Here is a 21,048-nt window from a genome sequence, read left to right as displayed (position 1 = left end):
CCGGCGCTTATAAAAACCATTGAAAGACTCCGAAGATTAAAGTTGAGACAATAGCCATGATTAATCCGAGAAGAGACTCGTAAGGAATAAGCTTTAAGCGTTCATTAATTTGCATACCGACACTTCCTGCCGTTGCATGGAAGAAGCTTCCGTGCGGCAAGTGATCAAGTACTGTCGCTCCTGCATGGACCATCGCAGCTCCTGCAAGCCCTGCTACACCAAGCTCGAGCAGAGTCGCTCCAAATACGCTGCTGGCCACAGCTGAACCTGCAGTAGTTGATGCAGTCGCTGCAGACATAAAGATCCCTGATGCCGGGGCCAATGCGTAAGCCGGCAGACCAAGTCCATCTAATCCATTAATCAGCACATCTCGGAGTCCAGAGTTAGAGATGATTCCAGCAATTGCACCTGTCCCAATTAATAAAATCGCAACACCTGACATTTTATTCAATCCTGAAATCGCGTATTGATTCATCATTTTAAACTTACCCATTACAAGGGCACCAGCTAATCCACCTAAAGGAAGGGCGATCATTGGATCTACGACAATATCAAACAGCGGTCTAAGCATCAGTAGAATAATAGCTACTAAAGGTGCGACAATCGCAGCTGCAAAAGACGGCGCTCCTTGTGCATTCGTTGATTCTACTTCTTCTAATTTTACTGCTGTCCCCTTGTTAGATAGTCGTTTTGCTATAAAGTACGTCGCTGTTACACCAAAAGCTGCCGGAATAATACCTGCTGCCATAACCGAAGTGAGCGGCACATTAAATGCCTCTGAAACCGCAATTGTGTTAGGGTTAGGACTCATGATATTTCCGGCTTTACCTCCACCGATCATCGCAAGTAAAATGGCCGTTTTAGATAACCCTGCCTGACTTGCAATGGCTAAAGCGATCGGTGCTACGGTAATAACGGCAACGTCTACAAAGACACCAACTGCTGTCAAAATCATTGTAGCCACAGCAAGCGCTAATAAAGCACGGGTCTGTCCCACTCTTTTTACGATACCCTGTGCAATCGTCGCTGCTGCTCCTGACTCAATTAACACTCCTGCCAACACACCCGCTGCTAAGATCCTGAGAACAGCAGGAATAATACCGCCAGCTCCTCCAATCATTAAATCTACTGTATCGACAATCGAGGCACCGCCGACGATTCCGCCAGTCAAAGCCCCCGCCATTAACGCATAGACAGGAGGAATTTTTCTTAAAATCATAACAATCGCTATAATTAAACCGAGTAATGCTCCAATAGCTGTTACTTGTACATCCATACTCATAAACCCCCAGAGAATGACTTTTCTCTATTGTAAGCGTTTACCGTTTAGTGATCATTGTGCATGACGCTAAAATCAATTCCATTATGAGAACAATATTAGGTCATATGCACAATCATTCTATTTCACTTCAGTCCATCAAATTGGTTTAATTTCAAGCTGACATATAACTCCAGCAGCTGTTCCAACACCCGTGGATCCTTCTTTGTTATCTCAGCAATTTTTTGAAGCCGGTATTGAACTGTATTTCTATGAACAAAAAGAGCCTTGGCCACTTGTTTTACTTCCCCATTATGTTTAATGTAAGCTTCTAACGTGTCTAAAAGTTGATTTGCCTGATCCTCCGGCTTAAGAGGCATGAGGATTCCCTTTAACTCCTTCATGTCCGTACTTCTAGAAAGCTTGTACAATGAGACATCGAGCACTAATTCCTCATAATAATGAATTCGCTGATCCGCTTTTTTAAACCGACCTGCATTAATAGAGTACGATGCCTTTTGATAAGAGGGAGCAATATCATCCAGCGTATAAGCAATTGTTCCATAGCCTACATCAAGCTTGAACCTTGACGCAATATGTAAAAGTTTATCTTTAGAGATCGCCTTCTTGGCAGGAAGAAACAATACATAGCGGTCTTTTTGAATTTGAATGAGGGATGAATATTCTTTAAATTGTTCTTCTAGGGCGTATTTTTGCCGCTCTTCGTTATATCGGGTAGCAGTTTGAGGTGTATCGATACAAATCACTTCACAAGGGAGCGAAATAGACAACCCGAGTGAATCAGCTCTTGTTTTAAACAAATTCCAATCCTCAATCTCTGCACGAATAAGCTGTCTTACAAGCTCTTCTTTATGGCGTGTATCCCACTGGAGCTCGGCTGTTAAGAAGGCTTGACTTAAAGAAAGCTCGGCTGCCATTTTCACAAGCTTTCCGTAACCTCTGATTTCATCTAATGGACCGGTTATCCCGATCACACCGACAATTTCTTCATTAAAGGTAATGGGCAGATTAATTCCTGTTTTTGTTCCCTTTAAACGAGTCAGATCCTCTTCCCCCACCTCTACTTCTACCTCTTGGGCTATGGCCTCCACCGCCCCGGCATGCAGTTCAAATAAGCGGCTTTGATCCCCGCTTCCAATAATAATGCCGTCTTTATCCATGACATTTACGTTGTATCCGATAATATCTATTGTACGATTCACAATTTCTTGTGCAAGCGTTCTCGTCAGCAAATTCTTCACCTCTATCTCTTACCATCTATCTCTTACCTATACAAAAAACCTCCTAGAGATTCTAGGAGGAAGCTATATCTTTATTATAACCCATAAATATCAACTTCTTTAAGGTTCGTTGATTGATCCTGCTGAATAAGGTTCTTTAGTGAATTCGTTCGCGAGCGTAAAGAGTTAATTGCAACCGTCCGCTTATAAGAGGCTTCATTCAATTGAAAGATTGGTGAGTCAGAAAAAATATGATCGTCCATCACAATCAGTTCAATTTCCTGCCACAGCTTAGCGTCCATTTCAAACGATTGATTCTCCATTATAAAATCGTTTTCATAACTAGCCGGCTCTTCTTCTTTCATAATCAAATGTAGTAATTGCTCATGCTTCTCTGTAAGCTCTGGCGTTTCATCATGGGAGATCAACGGCATAACCTGCTCTTCTTCTTCCCATAAATACACTTTCATCCTCTCAGTAACATCTACGCTTGGTATATGTTCAAGCTGGAGTGAATTCATCTGATTCGTAGCGCTTTGAGTTGGCTGACTGCAAGCAGACAGCACAAGGATGCACAGCCCCACTAGTAAGCTTATATACCCCTTCATCCTTCATACCTCCATTAAAGAAACTTCATAATATCTTGTAAAAATAACTGATTATCTGTACCCTTTCAACAAAAGATTAAACCTTTTTCCATAAAATAAGCAGGATAACCTACAAATTTCTACATAGTTTACCCTAATCATAGTACTATTATCCTGATTCTCCAAACAAAAATACCGCCGATAGGCATTACAGCTTACCGGCGGCAAATGGCTATTTTTTATAAGGTTCCTGTCCTTTTGCGCCCCACCAAAACAAACCCGCTATACAGAGAATGACGATTAGAATCGGCGCAATCATAATTAAGAAAAAATCCATCCTTATCCTCCTTACTTTCTGCCTTGTACATACTTATTGTCAAATAAGAAGAGTCTCATCAATAAATATAATGAAGGAATCAACAAGAACAATCCAGCAATGAACGCAATAATTAAAGCAATCGCCATCGCTTCGTTTGTAAAGCCGTCATAGATCGTTAAATGCGGATAAAGCAGATATGGCAAGTGAGAAGCCCCGTATCCATAGAATGCAGTTGCAAACTGCAGCATAACTAAGATAAAGGACAACCCTAATCTTTTACCCTTCCAAATGAGATAAACAGCACCTAAAAAGAATAAGAAGGATAAACTGAACATCCACGCAAGGTCTACCATCTTTTCAAAGTGAACCGGATTATGTTGGTTTAGAGCAAAGAATACTAGAATACTCGCTAATATGGTTGGGAAACTCCAAAATAAAGCATACCCTCTCAGCACTTTAAACGCATCGATATCACGAGCTTTATAGGCATAAAAAGTTAAGAAACATGCTGAAATATAAAGCACACTTACTATAGCTAAAATAACGACAGTCCATGAATAGAAACTAGAAAATAAAGCTGGATAATCTAAGAGTACTTGATCACCCTCTAAGAAGATAAATCCACCTTCTGAAATCGTTAATACGACAGAAAGTGATGCAGGGATTAACAGGCCTGTAGCTCCGTACAAAAATTGATAGAAGAGACTTCCTTTTTCCCCGTAATTGTGAAAAGCGTAATATGACCCGCGGATAGCCAGCAAAATGATTGCTATACTACCTGGGATAAGCAATGCTGTTCCGTAATAATAGGCGGTTGAAGGAAAGAACCCCACAATCCCGATAAAAAAGAATACTAGAAAGACATTTGTTACTTCCCATACAGGGGAAAGATAACGAGCAATGACTTTATTAATAATATGTTCTCGCCCTGTGATACTAGAGTAGTAGCTAAAGAACCCGGCGCCGAAATCAATCGACGCCACGATTAGATAGCCGTAGAGAAAGGTCCACAGAACGGTAATTCCTATTAATTCATAATCCATGGTCGCACTCCTCTCTATTCCATTCCACGATCTTTAAGTTCACGTTCTACTGGATTTGAACTAAACAATTTACGCAGCACAGTAATACATGTAACTGTTAATATTAGATAAAGCCCTATAAACAGATACAGCATTAAATCAACATGTGCAGAAGTCGTAGCTCCTTCTGCTGTTGTCATATAGCCAACTAAAATCCACGGCTGACGTCCAAGTTCTGCAAAAAACCAACCCATCTCAATAGCTATAATGGAGAGCGGACCGCCAATAAAAATGGCCCACAACAATAAACGATTGTGTTCGTTCCACCTTTTCGTCCGCTGTATGAAGACGTAAGCCACTGAGACAAGCGCTAAGAACATACCGATCCCTACCATTGCATCAAAGAAATAATGGACAATAAGCGGCGGTAGTTCATCTTGAGGAAATTCCTCAAGCCCGATTACTTCAGCACCCGGAGAACCATGGGCTAAGATACTTAATGCATACGGAATCTCAAGCGCATATCGAATATTTTGATCTTCATCTAAGACGCCCCCTAAGATAAGCGGAGCTTCTGTAGAAGTTTCAAAATGCCACTCAGCCGCTGCTAATTTTTCCGGTTGATACTCTGCAAGATATTTACCAGAAAAGTCACCAATTAAAGCCGTGGCAACAGCAAACACAGCTGCTACAGTCATCGTAAGGTGCAGCGCTTTTTTGTGGTACACATGATCTTTTCCTTTAAGCAGTGCAAATGCGGCAATCGCTGCTAACACAAAAGCTGATGTTAAATAGGCCGATGAAAGCACATGGGCTACTTTCGTTGGTGTTGCTGGGTTAAACATTGCGGCCAACGGATTAATATTTGTAACCACACCATTTTGAATTTCAACACCTGTTGGTGCATTCATAAAAGCATTCACTGTCGTAATAAAGAAGCCAGACATAGAAGCCCCTATGACAACTGGGATCAGCAAGTAGAAATGATACATCTTATTTTTAAATCGATCCCACGTATATAAATAGATTCCTAGAAAAATTGCCTCAAAGAAGAACGCAAAAGTTTCCATAAACATCGGCAGACTAATCGCATGCCCTGCTACCTGCATAAAGTTCGGCCATAACAGGCTGAGCTGCAAGCCTATAGCCGTCCCCGTTACAACACCAATTGCAACGGTAATAACAAATCCTCTCGCCCATCTTCTTGCAAGCAAGCGGTAATGCTCATCATTTCTTTTAATTCCTATCCACTCAGCAAGAGCAATCAATAAAGGTATACCCACACCAATCGTCGCAAAGATCACGTGGTAGCCTAACGTTAATCCCGTTAATATACGACTATATATGACCGGATCGTATTCAAACATCCTTTTCCCTCCCACTTTTTTCAAACCATTTATCACGGCACTATGCTCAATCCTTCACATAGTCTGTTATCTATTTCTAGAGCTATTTGTATGTACACATTACCATAATCATTAACCTCGAAACCTATATTTTTATGACAACTATGTGAAATAAATCACAAATTACAATGGCTGAAAAAAAGACCAACATTTGTTAGCCTTTTTCTCCTTTATGTGGACTTATTAGGAAGCTTTTTCAAGCTCTTGTTTTGCATTCTTTTCAAGGTAATAAGCAGCCGGAATGGTTATCGCTGTAATGAGCCCAACAACAATAAACCCTTCATTGATCGCTTGCAAGCTTGCTTCCTCAAGTGAGACTGTCGCGCCCATTAACTGTCCGCGTCTCACCTCATAATAAATCGAAATAAACACAATCCCGAATGCCGAGCTCATTTGACGCATCACATTATTCATCGCAGACCCTCTTGAGATAAGACGGTCTGGTATAGCATTCATTCCAATTGTCGTAGCAGGCATCGTACTGAGTCCTGAGCCAATTCCTCTGACAGCCATCATAATGAAGATAAACAATAAAGAAGTTTCAAGACTCAAAAACCCTAGGGCGAACGTGCCTATTGTCATGACAATAAGTCCAGTCGTTACAACACCGCGAGCGCCCTTTTGATCTAATACTCTGCCCCCCACCGTCATAAAAAGGCCAGTCAATAAAGCTGAAGGTAAGAAAATTAAGCCTGTCATAATAGCACTTAACCCGTAAACCTGCTGGATCAGAAGCGGAATCAAAAAGATCCCCGCGAATAAACCGATTGATGTGGTCCCTGCAATGATCACACTAAAGGTATAGGCAGGTATTTTAAATAGAGATAAATCAAGCAAAGGCTGCTGTACTCGAGTTTCAATTTGAACAAATAAAATTAGCAGCATTGTACCGGTTACGACTAAAATGATATTCAAAGGCATTAATAAATGAGCAAGCTCTGACATTCTACCGAGCGCAAGGAGTATTGCTCCAACCCCAGCAGTTACCGTAATGAATCCATAGAGATCAAAACGAACCTCTTTGTTGGGCGATGTGACTGGTAAGTATTTCAGGGCAAACCATAATCCTAGGAGCCCGATCGGCACATTACACCAAAATAAATACTGCCAACCGCTTGTCTCAAGCAGAACTCCCCCAACGGTTGGCCCGATCGTCGGCGCCATCATCGCTGCGATTCCCCATACACCTGTCGCCATTCCACGCTCATTTCTCGGAAAGGCTTCAAAAATAAGCGCCATCGATAGAGGCATCATAATTCCGCCCCCAACTCCTTGTAAGCCGCGAAAGAAGATCAACGATGACAGATTCCAAGAAAATGAGCCAAGAATAGAACCCATTACAAAAATCAGCAGCCCGATTAGGTAGAGTTTCTTCTTACCAAAGCGATCACCTAGATACCCCGTTACAGGGACCGTCATCCCCATTGTAACCATAAAAATGGTAATGACCCACCCCGTACTTACCGCATCTGATTCAAATACTTCCATTAATTTAGGTACAGCTGGATTTAACATACTATTATTTAAGATCATCGTAAATGACCCTAGCAAAACCGCAATGACAACCATCCACTTGCTAGAAATTCTCCCCATAAATCACACACCATTTCGCTTATCGAAAGATTTACTTTTATCATAGCATGATTCAATCAAAAAAGCTCAACAGATCCTACTTTGAACAAGCGTAATCAGTTGAGCTTTTTCTGTCTCATTTATATATGTTGGTTTTGGCGTTGTTTTAAAGATTGATAGACGCGTTCAATTTCTTGTAATGTTAATTCAAAGAGTTGACGGCCCTGCACCTTGTACACACCAAAAGCGATAATTTTTTCAATTAGATTATCTTTTCGTTGTTCTGTTTCACTTGCTGCCCTTCTCATGGTAATCCTCCTTTCTCCTTTTGTTTAGTTCCCAATTAAACGTTTGATTAAACAAATTCTCCCTATGTTTAGATATGTAAAATTACCGCAAAGGCAAAAAAAAGACAGTTAAGCAGGTTCTGCTTAACTGTCTTATCATTTAAATTAATCTTGGTTCATTTCTTTTTGCTTGGCTTCTTCTTCCATTAAACGTTCAGCCTTTAATACTTTTCTGTACGTCAATCTTGATACCCATATACTGAATTCATATAAGAGTAACAACGGTACAGTCACCATCAAATGGCTTAACAATTCAGGCGGAGTAATAAAGCCAGCAATAACCAGCAATATAAAATACGCATATTTTCTAATACTCGATAAATAAGCTGGCGTAACAAGTCCTAGCCTTGTAAAGAACATCACAACAACCGGCAGCTGGAACAACAGGCCAAATGGCAATGTGATTTGGAATAAGAATGTAAAGTATTCGTTAATCCCGTACTGCTCAGTGATGTTTAATCGTTCGGCTAAATTTCCCATAAATTGAATAATGAACGGGAATAAAATAAAGTAAGCAAAGCCAATACCTGTTAAAAACAAAATAAAGGCAATCGGAATATACGCTAGTGTTGCTTTCTGTTCATTCTCATGAAGTCCCGGACTAATAAACGCCCAGAGCTGATATAAAATAATAGGAAAAATCAAAATTAATGCGCTCGCAAAAGCAAAGGTCATGAATACACGGATCGGATCTGTCATTTTAAATGCATTCATTGGCAGCTCTTGCGCTGTCGGTGCGCTTTGTAAATACGTAATTAACGGTGTGGCGAAAAAGAAGCCGGCAATGAGCGCAATTAGAAAGAATACAACGACAATCATAATACGGCGTCGCAGCTCTCCAATATGGTCCATTACCGACATATCACGTGATTCCATTTATAAACCCTTCCTGCTTAAGCCTGATCTTTGTTATTTTTCTTTTTATCGTCCTCTTCATCAGCCAAGCCTTTAGTGGCGTTTTTAAATTCACGCAATGTATTTCCTGCTGCTTTTCCTAGTTCCGGCAGCTTTTTTGGTCCAAAAATCAATAAAGCGACAAGTCCAATAATGACAATACTTCCTGCACCTAATCCACCCATAGGTTGCACCTCCTTGTCCAATCTACTTCTATTATAACGGATAATGCTTTAAAAAATAAACCAGTGCTTGTAATTCAACAGACAAATCAATATGGTGAACTCTAACGGAATCAGGCACTGATAATCTAGCCGGAGTAAAGTTCAAAATCCCTTTAATACCCGCATCTACAAGACGGTCCGCAATTTTTTGCGCTGCTTGTGACGGTACGGTAAGGATCGCAACCGTTACCTCAGGATCTAAAATGTTCTCAAAATCGTCAAGATTGTAGATCTTCACTCCGCCTACTTCCGTGCCGATTTTTGACTCATCCACATCAAATGCCATTTCAATCTGGGTATTATTGTTCTTAGAGAAGTTATAGTGTAAAAAGGCTGTCCCTAAGTTACCTACCCCAACTAAGATGACTTTCGTTAATTCATTTTGATCGAGCGTTTCACGGAAAAATGAAAGCAAGTAGTTCACATTATATCCATAGCCCTTTTTTCCAAGAGCTCCAAAGTAAGAAAAATCACGACGAATCGTTGCAGAGTCAACTTTGACTGCTTCGCTTAATTCAGTCGAAGATACTCGTTGTTTTCCTGATGCATGCAGGTTTTCTAAAAAGCGATAGTATAAGGGCAATCGCTTTGCAGTTGCTTGAGGAATTTTTACTTGATCTGACTTCAACGTAAATTCCCCTCCTCTCCTAGCCTAGTCCCTTAAGTAAGATCTATAATGTACGTTCTTTCCCTTTTGTTACGTTTTTTCTTAGAACGTTATCATTTTATCTTATTGTTTTATCTTATTGTTTTATCTTATTGTTTTATCTTATTGTACACTATTTGTCTCTTTATGTAATCGTTTTACATCAGGTCCTGCAAGTTGTTCACCGCAGTCTTTTACGTTAAACTGAGTGAAGAAAACTATTGATATGATGTAAGGATAGGATGGATATCCCATGATTTTATTACAATGTGTAAACGTATCAAAATCGTTTGGTGCAGAAACGATTTTATCAAATATTAAACTCGAAGTACAAACTGGAGACCGTGTCGCCTTAGTCGGTCGAAACGGTGCTGGAAAATCGACGCTTTTAAAAGTGATAGCAGGACAGCTATCCCATGACAGCGGAGAAATCATTCAACCAAAAGATGTAGAGGTAGGCTACCTCGCTCAAGATACCGGCCTAGAATCCGAGTTATCGATTTGGGATGAGATGCTGACAGTATTTGACCCGCTTTTAAAAATGGAAAAAAGACTAAGAGAGATGGAACAAAAAATGTCTGACCCTTCTCTTTTAGATCACGAAGCAAGTTATAACAAATTATTAGCAGAATACGATCAGCTCCAGCTCGATTTTAAAGATAAGGGCGGATATCAATATGAAGCAGATATTAGAAGCGTACTAGCAGGCCTTCATTTTGATTCTTTTGACTATCAAACAAAAATCCAAACGCTAAGCGGCGGGCAGAAAACAAGACTAGCCCTTGGTAAACTATTATTAACCAAGCCTGATTTACTTATCCTTGATGAGCCGACAAACCACTTAGACATCGAGACATTAACCTGGCTTGAGAACTATTTGCAAGGCTATCCAGGTGCCATTTTAATCGTATCACATGACCGCTATTTCTTAGACAAAATCGTTACCCAAGTCGTAGAAATTTCAAGAAACCAATCAAGAAAATACGTTGGGAACTACAGTCTTTATTTAGAGGAAAAAGCAAAACGTTATGAGCTCGAGAAAAAGCAGTTTGACAAACAACAAAGCGAAGTTGCAAAGCTTGAGGATTTCGTTCAACGAAATATTGCTCGAGCCTCTACTACCAAGCGAGCGCAAAGCCGCAGAAAGCAGCTTGAAAGAATGAACCGTCTTGATCGTCCTGAAGGGGACGAGAAATCAGCTTCTTTCTCGTTTGAAATCAACCGCCAAAGCGGCAATGAGGTCCTTCGTATCGAAGACTTAGAAGTGAAATACGGGATGGAGCCGATCTTTTCTAACCTAAGATTAGATTTGAACCGCGAGGAAAGTGTTGCACTAATCGGTCCTAACGGTGCAGGCAAATCAACGATCTTAAAGGCAATCATAAAGCAGATTGAAACATCAAAAGGAACGATTCGCTTTGGCAGTAATGTGACAGTCGGCTATTATGATCAGGAACAAGCAAAACTCACTTCTAATAAACTTGTTCTTCATGAATTATGGGATGATTATAGTTTGCTCCCTGAAAAAGAAATCCGGACGGTGTTAGGAAACTTTTTGTTTTCAGGGGACGATGTGTTAAAACCTGTTTCCACATTAAGCGGCGGTGAGAAAGCACGCCTTGCTCTAGCTAAATTAATGATGCAAAAGGCAAACCTGCTGATTCTTGATGAGCCGACAAATCACTTGGACCTAGATGCAAAAGAAGTGTTAGAAGCGGCATTAATTAACTACCCTGGCACTCTCTTGTTTGTATCACATGACCGTTATTTCCTTAACCGCATTGCCACTAGAGTGTGCGAGCTTGATAACGGACAAGTCACAAATTATTTAGGCGATTATGATTACTATTTAGAAAAGAAAGAAGAAAATCGGCAGCGTCTATTATTGAAAGAACAAGAAGAGCAGGAAAACAAGGTTGCTCCAACTTCAGAAAAGAAGGAAGCTAAGACCGATAAGACATCGTTTGAATTAGATAAAGAAGCGAAGCGTCAAGAGCGACAACGCTTGCGTAGGATTGAGGAAATTGAAACGAAGATTGAGGAGTTAGAAGAATCACTTTCAGTAAATGAAGAAGCTCTTTGTGACCCTGAAATCTATTCAGATCATGAACAAGCGAGCAAAATCCAAGCTGAGATTGATCAAACACAAGCGACTCTCGAACAGTTAATGGAAGAATGGGAAGAGCTTCAATCCTAACTAATAAAGATGCTGAGTATTTTAAACCCTCCTCCTGACAGTGGTTGTTGATTTCCGCTGCAGGCACTCGCTTTCCGCGGGAGTCGAGTCCCTTCCGCTCCAATCAACGGTGCAAAAAGGTGACTAAGCTATTCCAACAAAAAACAGACGACCTATCATTATAAATGAATAGGTCGTCTGTTTTTTAATACTTTAAAAAGTAAATATCATTAGGTTCTTGTTTCCAGAAGGAGTCTGTGTTTCCCCTACCTTGATAACTTGTTCGGAAGCAAGGTTAAGACGTTAAGTACATCTCCGCCTACTTTTTCACTTCTTCTCTTCTACTTCTTCTTCAGGTCTGTGCTTACGATCTAGATTCCATTTAATAAAAGCATAGACAACAAAGATCCACAAGATTGGGTGCGTTAAGCTAAGTCCGACTTGTGACTCTCCACCAAGAAAAGTGAACAGGGCAATTAATCCGATCACATAAAAGATGAAAAATATATCATGCTCCCATATAGGAATTCCCTGTCTTCTTCGTTTATCACGCGGCATCATCACTTCTGCTGCAACAGCAAAACCAAAACCAATCAATAATAAAATAAAGGTGCCTCTCCCGCCTAAGCCGCCATTGATCAGCTGAGGAAAGTAATCTAAAAATAGACCAACCGCTAGTACAACGAGCACTGCAATACGCAGCATTCGCGCCCGCTTCATTTTCTTCTCCACTCTCATGCTCCCCTTTTTTCCTTTTGCTCTAAGAGCCAGTAGTAATGCATACATACGACACAAAACATTGATGTTGCAGCAGCCACTACTCCCGAGTCATTTAATATAAGCAACGCCACGGATGCACAAATACCTGTCTGCAAAATTAAAGCGTGTAATTGATGACTTTTTTGCAATGTCTTCCTTATTAACATCACCATCACAACAAGATAGCTTGTCACAAATAATTGCGTCCAATTGGAATGCCTGAAGATCTTCCAGTTCATAGAAACTTTTCTTTCAATCGTATGGAGAAGATAGCTTAGATCCCCTGCAAATAAACGATTAAATCCAGCTCCAATATGCGTTTGGTTGCCTGTTAATTGTAGCACAAATAAAAATGAAAATAATAGAAGAAGAGAAGCCGCTCCAACGAGAATTGTACGGAGTAGAGTCCACTTAAATTGTAATAAACGAAATAGAAGAAAGAAATAGGCAATACCCGCAGCCAATGTTGCTCCAGCATTTGTTCCAAGCTCACTATGCCCCAATAAAATAAGCTGAATCGCTCCTAATGCTACTACCATCATGACACTCATCTTCTCCTTTACCGATTGAAAACCGCTTAAAAGAGCAAGACCTGAAATAATAAATATTCCCGCATATTCATTTCCAATGCCGTAATACCTTGCCCCAATGATAGGGTCATAGCCCAAATAGGATCGCTGCATAAAAGGGGTTCCTAAGAGTAAATCCAGTGAAATAAGAACAAATAACATGCCCCCTACGATGGCAATGGCATTTCTTTTAAACCGACTAATTACATATCCACAACCGAGTGAGAAAATAACAACAAAAAACACGAACGCTGTGATACCAATGTGGATAAGCAGTTTAGATCCTATAAGAAAAGGAATAGGTGAAAGAAGAGCTGATAAAATAATCATTTTTAATACATTCTGACCCATGATCTGAGGTTTTCTGAAAAAACTTAGCACCCCTGCTACGATCAATAAGATTACAAGTGTCGTAATATAGGCAGAAAGAACACTTGCCCTGGACTGATAAATTAAGGTTAATTCATCCACATGATCAAGCACTTTTTGTATATCTTCCTCACCTACATTCATTCTTTGCATGCTATGTCCAGGCAATTCTCTTGGATCATTCAAACCAAAATGAGCAAGAATGGAGGGTGCTATATCAAGATTGCTTACAAGATAATGCTGATTGGTCGTATTTGAGGTAAGATAGCCTCCATCTTCTTTATCCCATATCAAAAGAGGAGCCAGCTGCTGTTTTTGATCATAAGCTTCTTTGTTCATCATCGGTGAAAGAAGCCACACCGTATGACCATTCTGATCTTGTTGGCGTAATTGTTCAATAAACGTCCCTAACCGCGTTAGCTGACGATCTCTTTCCTTAGTAAAATGGGAATCCATCATCAAAGGTCTTTGTTCATATAACCGATGGAGATCGCCCCATTCTATGACAATCAGACCATTTCGGTCTTGTAATTCACTTAGTAAATATGCTTCATCCATTTCCTTTCCTGCCGGAGAGGCGGGAGACTTTTTTACAGATTGTTCATAGTCACCCTCCACCACCCCTTCTGAATCAATGACAAGAAGAGATCCATATCTTATTTTTTCAATTATCGTATCACTGTGGCCCAATACAAAACGATTGATCCCAGCTTCTTTTAGCTTATCCCCAAGGATACCCACACGCGGTTGATAACTAGACTTGTCATTTTTACTTACTAAGCGGTGAAAATGTGGATGACTGAGACTTGATGAGGAAGCCTGGCCAGTTAATTGAATCTCTAAATCTCTTGCTGTCACCTTAAACTCTGTTTGTTCATTGCCTTCATAGCTATTCCAGTCCTGCACCCCGACCGCTCTCCTGCCGCTTCCTATACTGACCATACTGTTTAAATAAGAATAAGGGCCATCTGGTTTAATGTTTAATGCACCGATCGCGGCTTCTTTCCACAGTTCTTTATTCTCTTCTGTCTCCAAAATACGTTTGACATCTTCAAAAGCAAGATCAGGAGCTATAACGATAATTAATGTTTGTTCATTTTTCGCGGATACCGGAATGTGAATAAATAAACAAATAATAAGAATTAACAAACCTACCTTTTGCGCCATAACTACCAGCCTTTTCATATAATTTTCTGACATATCCACATTATTCACAGGTTTATACACAGGTAAAACCCTTATATTATAAGGGTTCATTTAATAATTCACATTTAATCTCTACTTATCCACATTTAAAGTTAATAACAGTTTACCCCTTGCAAAGACGTATCTTTTTTAAGTTATCCACGTTATCCACATAAATGTTAATAAAAGCTGTGGACAAAATAGAGATCGCTTACTTGCCTAAAAAAACCACCTAAAGGTAGCATTTGCACCAATAAGTGGTTTTAAACCTGAAAGTTACTCGTTATTCTCTTTCTAAATCAAGCCCTGGATTTCCATTTAAATCATACGCTGAAAATTTGCCCTGCTTGTATTTGATACTTGCTGCAGCCCCGATCATCGCTGCATTATCTGTGCATAAGTTTAATGGCGGGATAATTAACTCTACTTCTGTATGGTCAAAGGTTCGCTTAAGCTCTGTCCTTAACCCTTTATTCGCTGCAACTCCGCCTGCAAGAAGCACCTGTTTAACATTGTATTTCTCTTGCGCTTTTTTTGTTTTTGTTATTAATACATCTATTACACTTGCTTGAAAACTCGCTGCAAGATCCTGTGTATTAATTTCTTCACCACGCTGCTTCTGGTTGTGCAAGGTGTTAATAACTGCTGATTTTAATCCACTAAAACTAAAATCAAAGCTGTCGGGCTCAAGCCAAGCTCTTGGAAGGTCATAGCTAGGCTCGCCCTCATGTGCAAGCTTGTCAATGTGAGGCCCGCCAGGATATGGCAGACCAATTGTTCTAGCTACCTTGTCATAGGCTTCCCCTACAGCATCATCACGCGTTTCACCTATAATTTCAAATGATCCATCGCTCTCCATATACACAAGCTCCGTATGACCGCCTGAGACCACTAACGTCAGTAACGGAAACTCAAGTTTGTGGATAAGTTGGTTTGCATAAATATGACCAGCAATATGATGAACTCCGATTAACGGCAGGTTATGGGCAAATGCCATTGCTTTAGCCGCATTCACTCCAATTAACAGCGCTCCCACAAGACCCGGTCCTTCCGTTACAGCAATAGCAGAAAGGTCTTTAAAAGTCACTTCTGCCTCACTCATTGCTTCTTCAATAATGAGGGTAATTTGTTCAACATGGTGCCTAGATGCAATTTCCGGCACTACCCCGCCAAACCGTTTATGACTCTCAATTTGTGAGGAGACAATGTTGCTCAGGATCTCTTTCCCATCCTTAATTACCGCAGCAGACGTCTCATCACAGCTGGTTTCAATTGCTAATATCAATTCTTTATTCTCCATTTAAGTTCACCCACATTACCATTGCGTCTTCTTGGTTATCCGTGTAGTAATTTTTACGGATTCCACCCTCTTTAAAACCTAGCTTTTTATAAAGGCCTTGTGCAACGACATTACTCACTCTTACCTCAAGTGACATATGCACAGCCCCAAGCTCTCTAGCATGATTCATCGCATAAGAAAGAAGCTGTTCTCCAAACTTTTGTCCGCGCATAGAAGAATGTACCGCTATATTTGTAATTTGAGCATCTTCTCCTATCACCCAAAGACCACAATAGCCCGCAATATAGCCTTCTTTTTCACATACAAAGTAATGAGCATACTTATTCACGTGTAATTCATTAATAAAAATGGATGGCTTCCAAGGTGTAGGAAAAGAATTCTTTTCTACTTCATAGACCCCTTCAATGTCATCGATTGTCATTAAACGAATGATACTTTTCGCTTGCTCAATCATTGGACTCACACGCCTTCTTCTGCTCGCTTTGCCATTTGGCTTCAGCTTCTGCAAGACGGAGATAACGAGGTACAAACGTATGAATAGACGCGACTGCTTCTTTCTCTTCCCCAAGTGCAGCTAACTCCCCGCCCCGAGGCAGAGTCATTTGAGCAGGAGCAAAGACCGCTTTATCACCCAGGGCTGATTGAATGTCTTCCTGATGCAGTTCAACGTCTTGTCCTACAAACAAAATAAGCCCCTCTATCTCTTTTAACTCTTCTAACCATTCATTTAACATCCTTAATCGATCTTCTTTCTGAACGGTCATTTTATGCTGCTCGCCTCTATAAAGAGCTGTAAATACTTGTCCTCGTCTGGCATCTACAATAGGAACCGTATACCCTTCAAAGAAACGACCATTTTGTACCATTAATTCTAGACTCGAGACGCCGACGAGCGGTATATTTAAAGACCATGCTAAGGTCTTGGCTGTCGTCACTGCTATACGTACACCTGTATAAGAGCCAGGTCCATCAGCTACAACAACCTTTGTTAGCTGCTCTGGTGTAATTCCCGTATCTCTCATTAGTTGCCCAATGGCAGGCATTAAACGCAGCGAATGATTCTTTTTAATATTAGTCGTCATCTCACCCAGCACTTTAGAGTCTTCTGTGACTGCAACAGTCAGTACATATGAGGACGTATCGATTGCTAATGTGTAGCCCATGTCGCTAACTCCTTACTTAGTTGTTCATAACGGATTCCACTTGCAAAAAATGATAATTCACGAGTCGTATCACCGGCATGAGTAATCACAATGTCTAAACGATCATTTGGAAGCTGTTCTCGGATGATGCTTGCCCATTCAATCACAGACACACCTTCACCTTCAAAATACTCTTCCAACCCAAGTTCTTCCGCGCCCTCATCTAAACGATAGACATCCATATGATAGAGCGGAATTCTTCCTTTATATTCTTTAATAATCGTAAAGGTTGGGCTGCTAACTACCCGTGTAACTCCTAACCCTTTTGCTAACCCTTTAGTAAAGCTGGTTTTACCTGCACCTAGATCACCTTCAAGCGTAAGTACATCACCAGCTTGTACAAGCTCTCCTACTCGCTCAGCTAGCTGCGCCGTTTCTTCGGGAGAGGTTGTTTTGATTGTCCATTTATCCATTGAAATCACCTATTTTGAAAAATGATTGTATCCCTTTTTTGAAAGCAAGATTTTTTCATTTTCTTTTTGTAAATATACTGCTGGCTGATTATCTATAACTTCACCTATTAGATGTAATGAGATCCCTTGCCTTTTACATTCTGCTTGTATTAAAGGAAAGGTTTCCTTAGAAGCTGTTCCAATCAGCTGAAAATCTTCTCCGCCATATAAAGCGGCATCGAGCTGCTGGTCTAACTCATTTGCTGACATAGCTGGATGAAGCGGTAATTTTTCTTCATATAATAATAAAGTGACCTGGCTGGCTTCAGCAATTTCGTTAGCTTCACTTGCTAGCCCATCACTCACATCATTTAATGAGATTCTCTCATTTGACTGGGCAAAAATTCGCCCTGCCCTCACTTGTGGAACCGGCTCTTGATGAGCTTTGATCAATTCTTGTTCATGATCGAAGTAAGAAGCTTCATTTCCTTTTTCAAGTAATAGTGATAAACCTGCTGCCGAACCACCTACGTATCCTGTGACGAAAACATTATCCCCCACTTCAGCACTAGAACGAAGGAGGCTTCGATTCTTTTCAACTCTCCCAATGACAGTAACAGTAATTACTAGAGATTCTTGAATCGATACAGTATCTCCGCCTATCAAATCAACTTTAAATTGATCGGCCAAATCTTTCATCCCATGATAAACAGCTTCTAACTGCTCTTCACTCCAGCTCTTTGGGATAGCAATAGAAACCAGATAATAGTGAGGGACCGCTCCCATAGCTGCTAAATCACTTAGATTGACCGCTAACGCTTTTTTTCCAATCTGGTAAGGTGTCAGGGTGTCCTTCCTAAAATGAATCCCTTCTACCATAGTATCCACACATATGACCTCATCAAACAGATCCGTCCCGCTGTAAACAGCAGCGTCATCGCCGATCGCTACTTTTAAGGAAGATTGATGAGTATGACGGGGAGTAATCTTTGATATAAATGAAAACTCATCTTTCACATTCATGCCCCCTTCTGATGTACATCATCCTGCAAAAAACCTTAGGATAGATGTTCCTAAGGGTATCTGTATTAGTTTAGCTGATCTTATAAGTGATGTGCAAGCTATAATCAAAGTATGACGAGAACATAGAAAAAACCGGAACAAATATGTTCCGGTTTCTCCAGGTATTGCGGGAGGAGGATTTGAACCTCCGACCTTCGGGTTATGAGCCCGACGAGCTACCAGACTGCTCCATCCCGCGACGCTATACTATTATTATAGACAACTTTTCAATTCTTAAACATAAAAATTGTTAGCCTGGCAACGTCCTACTCTCACAGGGGGAAGCCCCCAACTACCATCGGCGCAAAAGAGCTTAACGACCGTGTTCGGCATGGGAACGGGTGTGACCTCTTTGCTATCGCCACCAGACTATGTTGTCTCTAAGACATATATAAATATACCATGTGTTCTAAAACATTGCAAGCATTAATTCAAAATTCTTTTTAAGAAAATAAAAACTCAAATCAAAAACCGTTAAAGGTTCTTGATTTGAGCTTGTTTAATGGCATGCTGAAAAGCTTCTATTATATCTGTTTCATCCTCAATCCCCACAGAGATCCGCACCAGCTGCTTTCCGATCCCAAGCTCTGATCTCAATTCATCCGGGATCGTACGATGAGAAGTACGTAACGGGTAAGACACTGTTGTTTCTACTCCAGCAAGCGTAGGAGCAATTTTAACCCAGCTTAAGTTCTTAAAAAACTCTTCAACATCTACTTCTTCTGCTAAATCAATGCTTACCATAGCACCGTTCCCTTTAGCAGAAACATCGGTCGGATAATAAACTTTGCTTACTCCTGCACTTTTATTAAATGACTTTGCAAGGTTTGCAGCATTTTCGCATTGTCTTTGCATTCTTAAGCTTAATGTTTTTAAGCCCCTGCATCCAAGCCACGCTTCAAAAGGTGTTAGATTGCAGCCAAGTGTCACAATTTTTGATTTTGCTTTCTGGATAAGCACAGCAGTCCCAACTAACACTCCAGCGTTGACATCACTGTGTCCGCCAATATATTTAGTAGCACTATGTACGATTAAATCTGCACCAATTTTAGCTGGCTGCAGTAAATAAGGCGTTGCAAATGTATTATCAATCATTGAATAGATCGTATATTTTTTCGCAAGACTGATTACACCCTCGAGATCTTCTACCCGTAGCAAAGGGTTAGTGATCGATTCTGTATAAATCAGCACTGTACGGTCTGTGATCGCCTTCTCTACTGTCTCTAAGTCTCCAAATGAGACAAAGCTCACATCAATCCCCATATTGGGAAGCTCTTGTTCAAACAATTGATACGTCCCGCCATATAAATCTTCTGAAGCAAGGACATGATCGCCCTCTTTCGCCACTGCTAGCACTCCAGCTAGAATAGCCGACATACCTGAAGACGTAGCAACCCCGTCTTCTGCTCCTTCTAATAAAGCGATGCCTACTCCTAAGTCATCTGTATTCGGATTACTGTATCTTGAATATAAATAACTCTTTTCTCCTTCATAAAAGCTTTCCATATCATCAAGGTCTGAAAAGGTAAAGGCCGTTGTTTGATATATTGGTTTTGCTTTGCTCACATGATAAGCTGATTCTTTCTTTTGAAAATGAACCGCTTGAGTATTAAATCGCTTCTCACGCATACACTCCAACTCCTTGTGTTCTCTTTCTATCATCTAAATAATAGTCTTATTGTTTACTTTAACACATTATCGTAACAAATACCTTTAAATTGTTGGAATAATTCGATATCAGATTAGCGATATACTTAGAAACTGAATGGAGTGCGGGATTCTGGAGGAGTGATTTCAGATGTTGATTGGGGACCTGATTGGAGTGATTGCGTCAGTAGCACTCATTATTGCGTCGATTGCCTGGTTAATTGTATCCTTCTGTCTTGTAAATGGGTTGGTTGAGCGAGGAAATGCGTTAAAGCTCGTTTATTGCGCGGTTTTTTTAAATCGATATGCGTCATTGGCATGAGGTATTATATATGAGTTTGCTGTTTATTGCGCGAGTTGATGAAGCGAGGAGATCTGCTAGCTTAGCTCAAAAGCGCCCCTTGTCCCGTTTATGTATACTAAAAAACACAATCCAATGGATTGTGTTTTATCTGCCTGGCAACGTCCTGGCTTACCCTTTCTCTTCTACGGGGAAGATTATTCATGCCGTTTCTCTTCGAAGTTTTTCATGAATCGTTACGAAGGGAAAGGGTTCGTCTCACAGGGGGAACATGAAGATTGTTCAAGATGAATGTCATGAAGGATACAAGAAGCATTCGAAAGTGACGCTGCTCCTTTGGACCAGTTGAGCTCTATTGCGCCCCTTATCCCTTTATGCATACTAAAAAACACAATCCTAATGGATTGTGTTTTATCTGCCTGGCAACGTCCTACTCTCACAGGGGGAAGCCCCCAACTACCATCGGCGCAAAAGAGCTTAACGACCGTGTTCGGCATGGGAACGGGTGTGACCTCTTTGCTATCGCCACCAGACTATGATTCACTTCACAGTGAATGTTTGAGATGGTTC

At 40.6% G+C, this 21,048-nt stretch carries 21 protein-coding genes, 1 tRNA gene and 2 rRNA genes; 2 read left to right on the top strand and 22 right to left on the bottom strand.

Going from position 1 to position 21,048, the window contains the following annotated elements; all coding sequences use genetic code 11:
* Positions 1–7: 7 nt before the first annotated feature.
* The 11 genes from PQ478_RS01580 to PQ478_RS01535 form a co-directional block, all read right to left on the bottom strand.
* On the bottom strand, positions 8–1,276 hold the full coding sequence (locus PQ478_RS01580) for a GntP family permease (RefSeq protein WP_289235600.1): 1,269 nt from the start codon (positions 1,274–1,276) through the stop codon (positions 8–10).
* A 128-nt stretch (positions 1,277–1,404) separates the two neighbouring features.
* The gene (locus tag PQ478_RS01575; protein ID WP_289235599.1) at positions 1,405–2,520 is read right to left on the bottom strand and encodes a CdaR family transcriptional regulator; all 1,116 of its coding nucleotides are present in this window, start codon (positions 2,518–2,520) and stop codon (positions 1,405–1,407) included.
* 74 nt (positions 2,521–2,594) lie between these two features.
* The gene (locus tag PQ478_RS01570; RefSeq protein WP_022629438.1) at positions 2,595–3,107 is read right to left on the bottom strand and encodes a hypothetical protein; all 513 of its coding nucleotides are present in this window, start codon (positions 3,105–3,107) and stop codon (positions 2,595–2,597) included.
* 211 nt (positions 3,108–3,318) lie between these two features.
* Positions 3,319–3,423 (bottom strand): cytochrome bd oxidase small subunit CydS family protein, encoded by a 105-nt coding sequence (gene cydS, locus PQ478_RS21975; protein WP_411809985.1) that lies wholly within the window; start codon positions 3,421–3,423, stop codon positions 3,319–3,321.
* An 11-nt stretch (positions 3,424–3,434) separates the two neighbouring features.
* A complete protein-coding gene (locus tag PQ478_RS01565) occupies positions 3,435–4,448 on the bottom strand; it encodes a cytochrome d ubiquinol oxidase subunit II (RefSeq protein ID WP_075683946.1) in 1,014 nt (337 codons plus the stop codon).
* A gap of 14 nt (positions 4,449–4,462) precedes the next feature.
* Positions 4,463–5,794: a cytochrome ubiquinol oxidase subunit I gene (locus tag PQ478_RS01560; RefSeq protein ID WP_075683945.1), complete on the bottom strand. Its 1,332-nt coding sequence runs from the start codon at positions 5,792–5,794 to the stop codon at positions 4,463–4,465.
* Between the two features lie 222 nt (positions 5,795–6,016).
* Positions 6,017–7,426, bottom strand: a complete 1,410-nt coding sequence (locus PQ478_RS01555; protein WP_289235598.1) for an MDR family MFS transporter — start codon at positions 7,424–7,426, stop codon at positions 6,017–6,019.
* 119 nt (positions 7,427–7,545) lie between these two features.
* Positions 7,546–7,713, bottom strand: a complete 168-nt coding sequence (locus PQ478_RS01550) for a Fur-regulated basic protein FbpA (RefSeq protein ID WP_022629434.1) — start codon at positions 7,711–7,713, stop codon at positions 7,546–7,548.
* Positions 7,714–7,857: 144 nt separating this feature from the next.
* Positions 7,858–8,628 carry a twin-arginine translocase subunit TatC gene (gene tatC / locus PQ478_RS01545; RefSeq protein WP_022629433.1) on the bottom strand — a complete coding sequence of 257 codons (771 nt, stop codon included), beginning with the start codon at positions 8,626–8,628 and terminating at the stop codon, positions 7,858–7,860.
* A gap of 17 nt (positions 8,629–8,645) precedes the next feature.
* Complete coding sequence (locus PQ478_RS01540) at positions 8,646–8,831, bottom strand: twin-arginine translocase TatA/TatE family subunit (RefSeq protein WP_012957279.1); 186 nt, start codon at positions 8,829–8,831, stop codon at positions 8,646–8,648.
* Positions 8,832–8,862: 31 nt separating this feature from the next.
* A complete protein-coding gene (locus PQ478_RS01535) occupies positions 8,863–9,498 on the bottom strand; it encodes a redox-sensing transcriptional repressor Rex (RefSeq protein ID WP_012957278.1) in 636 nt (211 codons plus the stop codon).
* A 271-nt stretch (positions 9,499–9,769) separates the two neighbouring features.
* Here PQ478_RS01535 and PQ478_RS01530 point away from each other — a divergent pair, with 271 nt between their 5' ends.
* Entirely contained in the window at positions 9,770–11,713 is a 1,944-nt protein-coding gene (locus PQ478_RS01530; protein ID WP_289235597.1) for an ABC-F family ATP-binding cassette domain-containing protein, read from the top strand.
* Positions 11,714–12,019: 306 nt separating this feature from the next.
* Here PQ478_RS01530 and PQ478_RS01525 read toward each other — a convergent pair whose 3' ends face one another.
* From PQ478_RS01525 to PQ478_RS01480, 10 genes are all read right to left on the bottom strand, one after another.
* Positions 12,020–12,430, bottom strand: coding sequence for a hypothetical protein (locus tag PQ478_RS01525; RefSeq protein ID WP_412675614.1), 411 nt, complete (start codon positions 12,428–12,430; stop codon positions 12,020–12,022).
* Positions 12,427–14,616: an MFS transporter gene (locus tag PQ478_RS01520; protein ID WP_289235596.1), complete on the bottom strand. Its 2,190-nt coding sequence runs from the start codon at positions 14,614–14,616 to the stop codon at positions 12,427–12,429. Before PQ478_RS01520 ends, PQ478_RS01525 begins: the two co-directional genes overlap by 4 nt.
* 241 nt (positions 14,617–14,857) lie before the next feature.
* Complete coding sequence (tsaD, locus tag PQ478_RS01515; protein WP_289235595.1) at positions 14,858–15,874, bottom strand: tRNA (adenosine(37)-N6)-threonylcarbamoyltransferase complex transferase subunit TsaD; 1,017 nt, start codon at positions 15,872–15,874, stop codon at positions 14,858–14,860.
* Complete coding sequence (rimI, locus tag PQ478_RS01510) at positions 15,864–16,328, bottom strand: ribosomal protein S18-alanine N-acetyltransferase (RefSeq protein WP_012957273.1); 465 nt, start codon at positions 16,326–16,328, stop codon at positions 15,864–15,866. The genes tsaD and rimI overlap by 11 nt, the downstream gene beginning before the upstream one ends.
* A complete protein-coding gene (gene tsaB / locus PQ478_RS01505; RefSeq protein ID WP_289235594.1) occupies positions 16,321–17,037 on the bottom strand; it encodes a tRNA (adenosine(37)-N6)-threonylcarbamoyltransferase complex dimerization subunit type 1 TsaB in 717 nt (238 codons plus the stop codon). Before tsaB ends, rimI begins: the two co-directional genes overlap by 8 nt.
* On the bottom strand, positions 17,022–17,489 hold the full coding sequence (tsaE, locus tag PQ478_RS01500) for a tRNA (adenosine(37)-N6)-threonylcarbamoyltransferase complex ATPase subunit type 1 TsaE (RefSeq protein WP_289235593.1): 468 nt from the start codon (positions 17,487–17,489) through the stop codon (positions 17,022–17,024). Before tsaE ends, tsaB begins: the two co-directional genes overlap by 16 nt.
* 9 nt (positions 17,490–17,498) lie before the next feature.
* The gene (gene thiL / locus PQ478_RS01495; RefSeq protein WP_327870077.1) at positions 17,499–18,491 is read right to left on the bottom strand and encodes a thiamine-phosphate kinase; all 993 of its coding nucleotides are present in this window, start codon (positions 18,489–18,491) and stop codon (positions 17,499–17,501) included.
* Positions 18,492–18,655: 164 nt separating this feature from the next.
* A tRNA-Met gene (locus PQ478_RS01490) sits at positions 18,656–18,729 on the bottom strand.
* Between the two features lie 54 nt (positions 18,730–18,783).
* Positions 18,784–18,899, bottom strand: a 5S ribosomal RNA gene (gene rrf / locus PQ478_RS01485).
* 105 nt (positions 18,900–19,004) lie between these two features.
* The gene (locus tag PQ478_RS01480; RefSeq protein ID WP_289235591.1) at positions 19,005–20,159 is read right to left on the bottom strand and encodes a trans-sulfuration enzyme family protein; all 1,155 of its coding nucleotides are present in this window, start codon (positions 20,157–20,159) and stop codon (positions 19,005–19,007) included.
* Positions 20,160–20,328: 169 nt separating this feature from the next.
* Here PQ478_RS01480 and PQ478_RS01475 point away from each other — a divergent pair, with 169 nt between their 5' ends.
* Positions 20,329–20,499 carry a hypothetical protein gene (locus tag PQ478_RS01475; protein ID WP_289235590.1) on the top strand — a complete coding sequence of 57 codons (171 nt, stop codon included), beginning with the start codon at positions 20,329–20,331 and terminating at the stop codon, positions 20,497–20,499.
* A 396-nt stretch (positions 20,500–20,895) separates the two neighbouring features.
* Here PQ478_RS01475 and rrf (PQ478_RS01470) read toward each other — a convergent pair.
* Positions 20,896–21,011: ribosomal RNA gene (gene rrf, locus PQ478_RS01470) — 5S ribosomal RNA — on the bottom strand.
* Positions 21,012–21,048: the final 37 nt, after the last annotated feature.

This window comes from Alkalihalophilus pseudofirmus (genome assembly GCF_029094545.1).
In the GTDB taxonomy this organism is placed as follows: Bacteria; Bacillota; Bacilli; order Bacillales; family Bacillaceae_D; genus Alkalihalophilus; species Alkalihalophilus pseudofirmus.
The sequence above is the reverse complement of the archived record's forward strand: the minus strand, read 5'-3'. Positions and strand labels throughout refer to the sequence as shown.

What these genes read in the sequence shown, in the direction of transcription:
- PQ478_RS01580 (WP_289235600.1), bottom strand. Translation starts at nt 1,276, where the DNA reads ATGGATGTACAAGTAACAGCTATTGGAGCATTACTCGGTTTAATTATA.
- PQ478_RS01570 (WP_022629438.1), bottom strand. Translation starts at nt 3,107, where the DNA reads ATGAAGGGGTATATAAGCTTACTAGTGGGGCTGTGCATCCTTGTGCTG.
- cydS (WP_411809985.1), bottom strand. Translation starts at nt 3,423, where the DNA reads ATGGATTTTTTCTTAATTATGATTGCGCCGATTCTAATCGTCATTCTC.
- PQ478_RS01565 (WP_075683946.1), bottom strand. Translation starts at nt 4,448, where the DNA reads ATGGATTATGAATTAATAGGAATTACCGTTCTGTGGACCTTTCTCTAC.
- PQ478_RS01560 (WP_075683945.1), bottom strand. Translation starts at nt 5,794, where the DNA reads ATGTTTGAATACGATCCGGTCATATATAGTCGTATATTAACGGGATTA.
- PQ478_RS01555 (WP_289235598.1), bottom strand. Translation starts at nt 7,426, where the DNA reads ATGGGGAGAATTTCTAGCAAGTGGATGGTTGTCATTGCGGTTTTGCTA.
- PQ478_RS01550 (WP_022629434.1), bottom strand. Translation starts at nt 7,713, where the DNA reads ATGAGAAGGGCAGCAAGTGAAACAGAACAACGAAAAGATAATCTAATT.
- tatC (WP_022629433.1), bottom strand. Translation starts at nt 8,628, where the DNA reads ATGGAATCACGTGATATGTCGGTAATGGACCATATTGGAGAGCTGCGA.
- PQ478_RS01540 (WP_012957279.1), bottom strand. Translation starts at nt 8,831, where the DNA reads ATGGGTGGATTAGGTGCAGGAAGTATTGTCATTATTGGACTTGTCGCT.
- PQ478_RS01530 (WP_289235597.1), top strand. Translation starts at nt 9,770, where the DNA reads ATGATTTTATTACAATGTGTAAACGTATCAAAATCGTTTGGTGCAGAA.
- PQ478_RS01525 (WP_412675614.1), bottom strand. Translation starts at nt 12,430, where the DNA reads ATGAGAGTGGAGAAGAAAATGAAGCGGGCGCGAATGCTGCGTATTGCA.
- tsaD (WP_289235595.1), bottom strand. Translation starts at nt 15,874, where the DNA reads ATGGAGAATAAAGAATTGATATTAGCAATTGAAACCAGCTGTGATGAG.
- rimI (WP_012957273.1), bottom strand. Translation starts at nt 16,328, where the DNA reads ATGATTGAGCAAGCGAAAAGTATCATTCGTTTAATGACAATCGATGAC.
- tsaB (WP_289235594.1), bottom strand. Translation starts at nt 17,037, where the DNA reads ATGGGCTACACATTAGCAATCGATACGTCCTCATATGTACTGACTGTT.
- tsaE (WP_289235593.1), bottom strand. Translation starts at nt 17,489, where the DNA reads ATGGATAAATGGACAATCAAAACAACCTCTCCCGAAGAAACGGCGCAG.
- thiL (WP_327870077.1), bottom strand. Translation starts at nt 18,491, where the DNA reads ATGAATGTGAAAGATGAGTTTTCATTTATATCAAAGATTACTCCCCGT.
- PQ478_RS01480 (WP_289235591.1), bottom strand. Translation starts at nt 20,159, where the DNA reads ATGCGTGAGAAGCGATTTAATACTCAAGCGGTTCATTTTCAAAAGAAA.
- PQ478_RS01475 (WP_289235590.1), top strand. Translation starts at nt 20,329, where the DNA reads ATGTTGATTGGGGACCTGATTGGAGTGATTGCGTCAGTAGCACTCATT.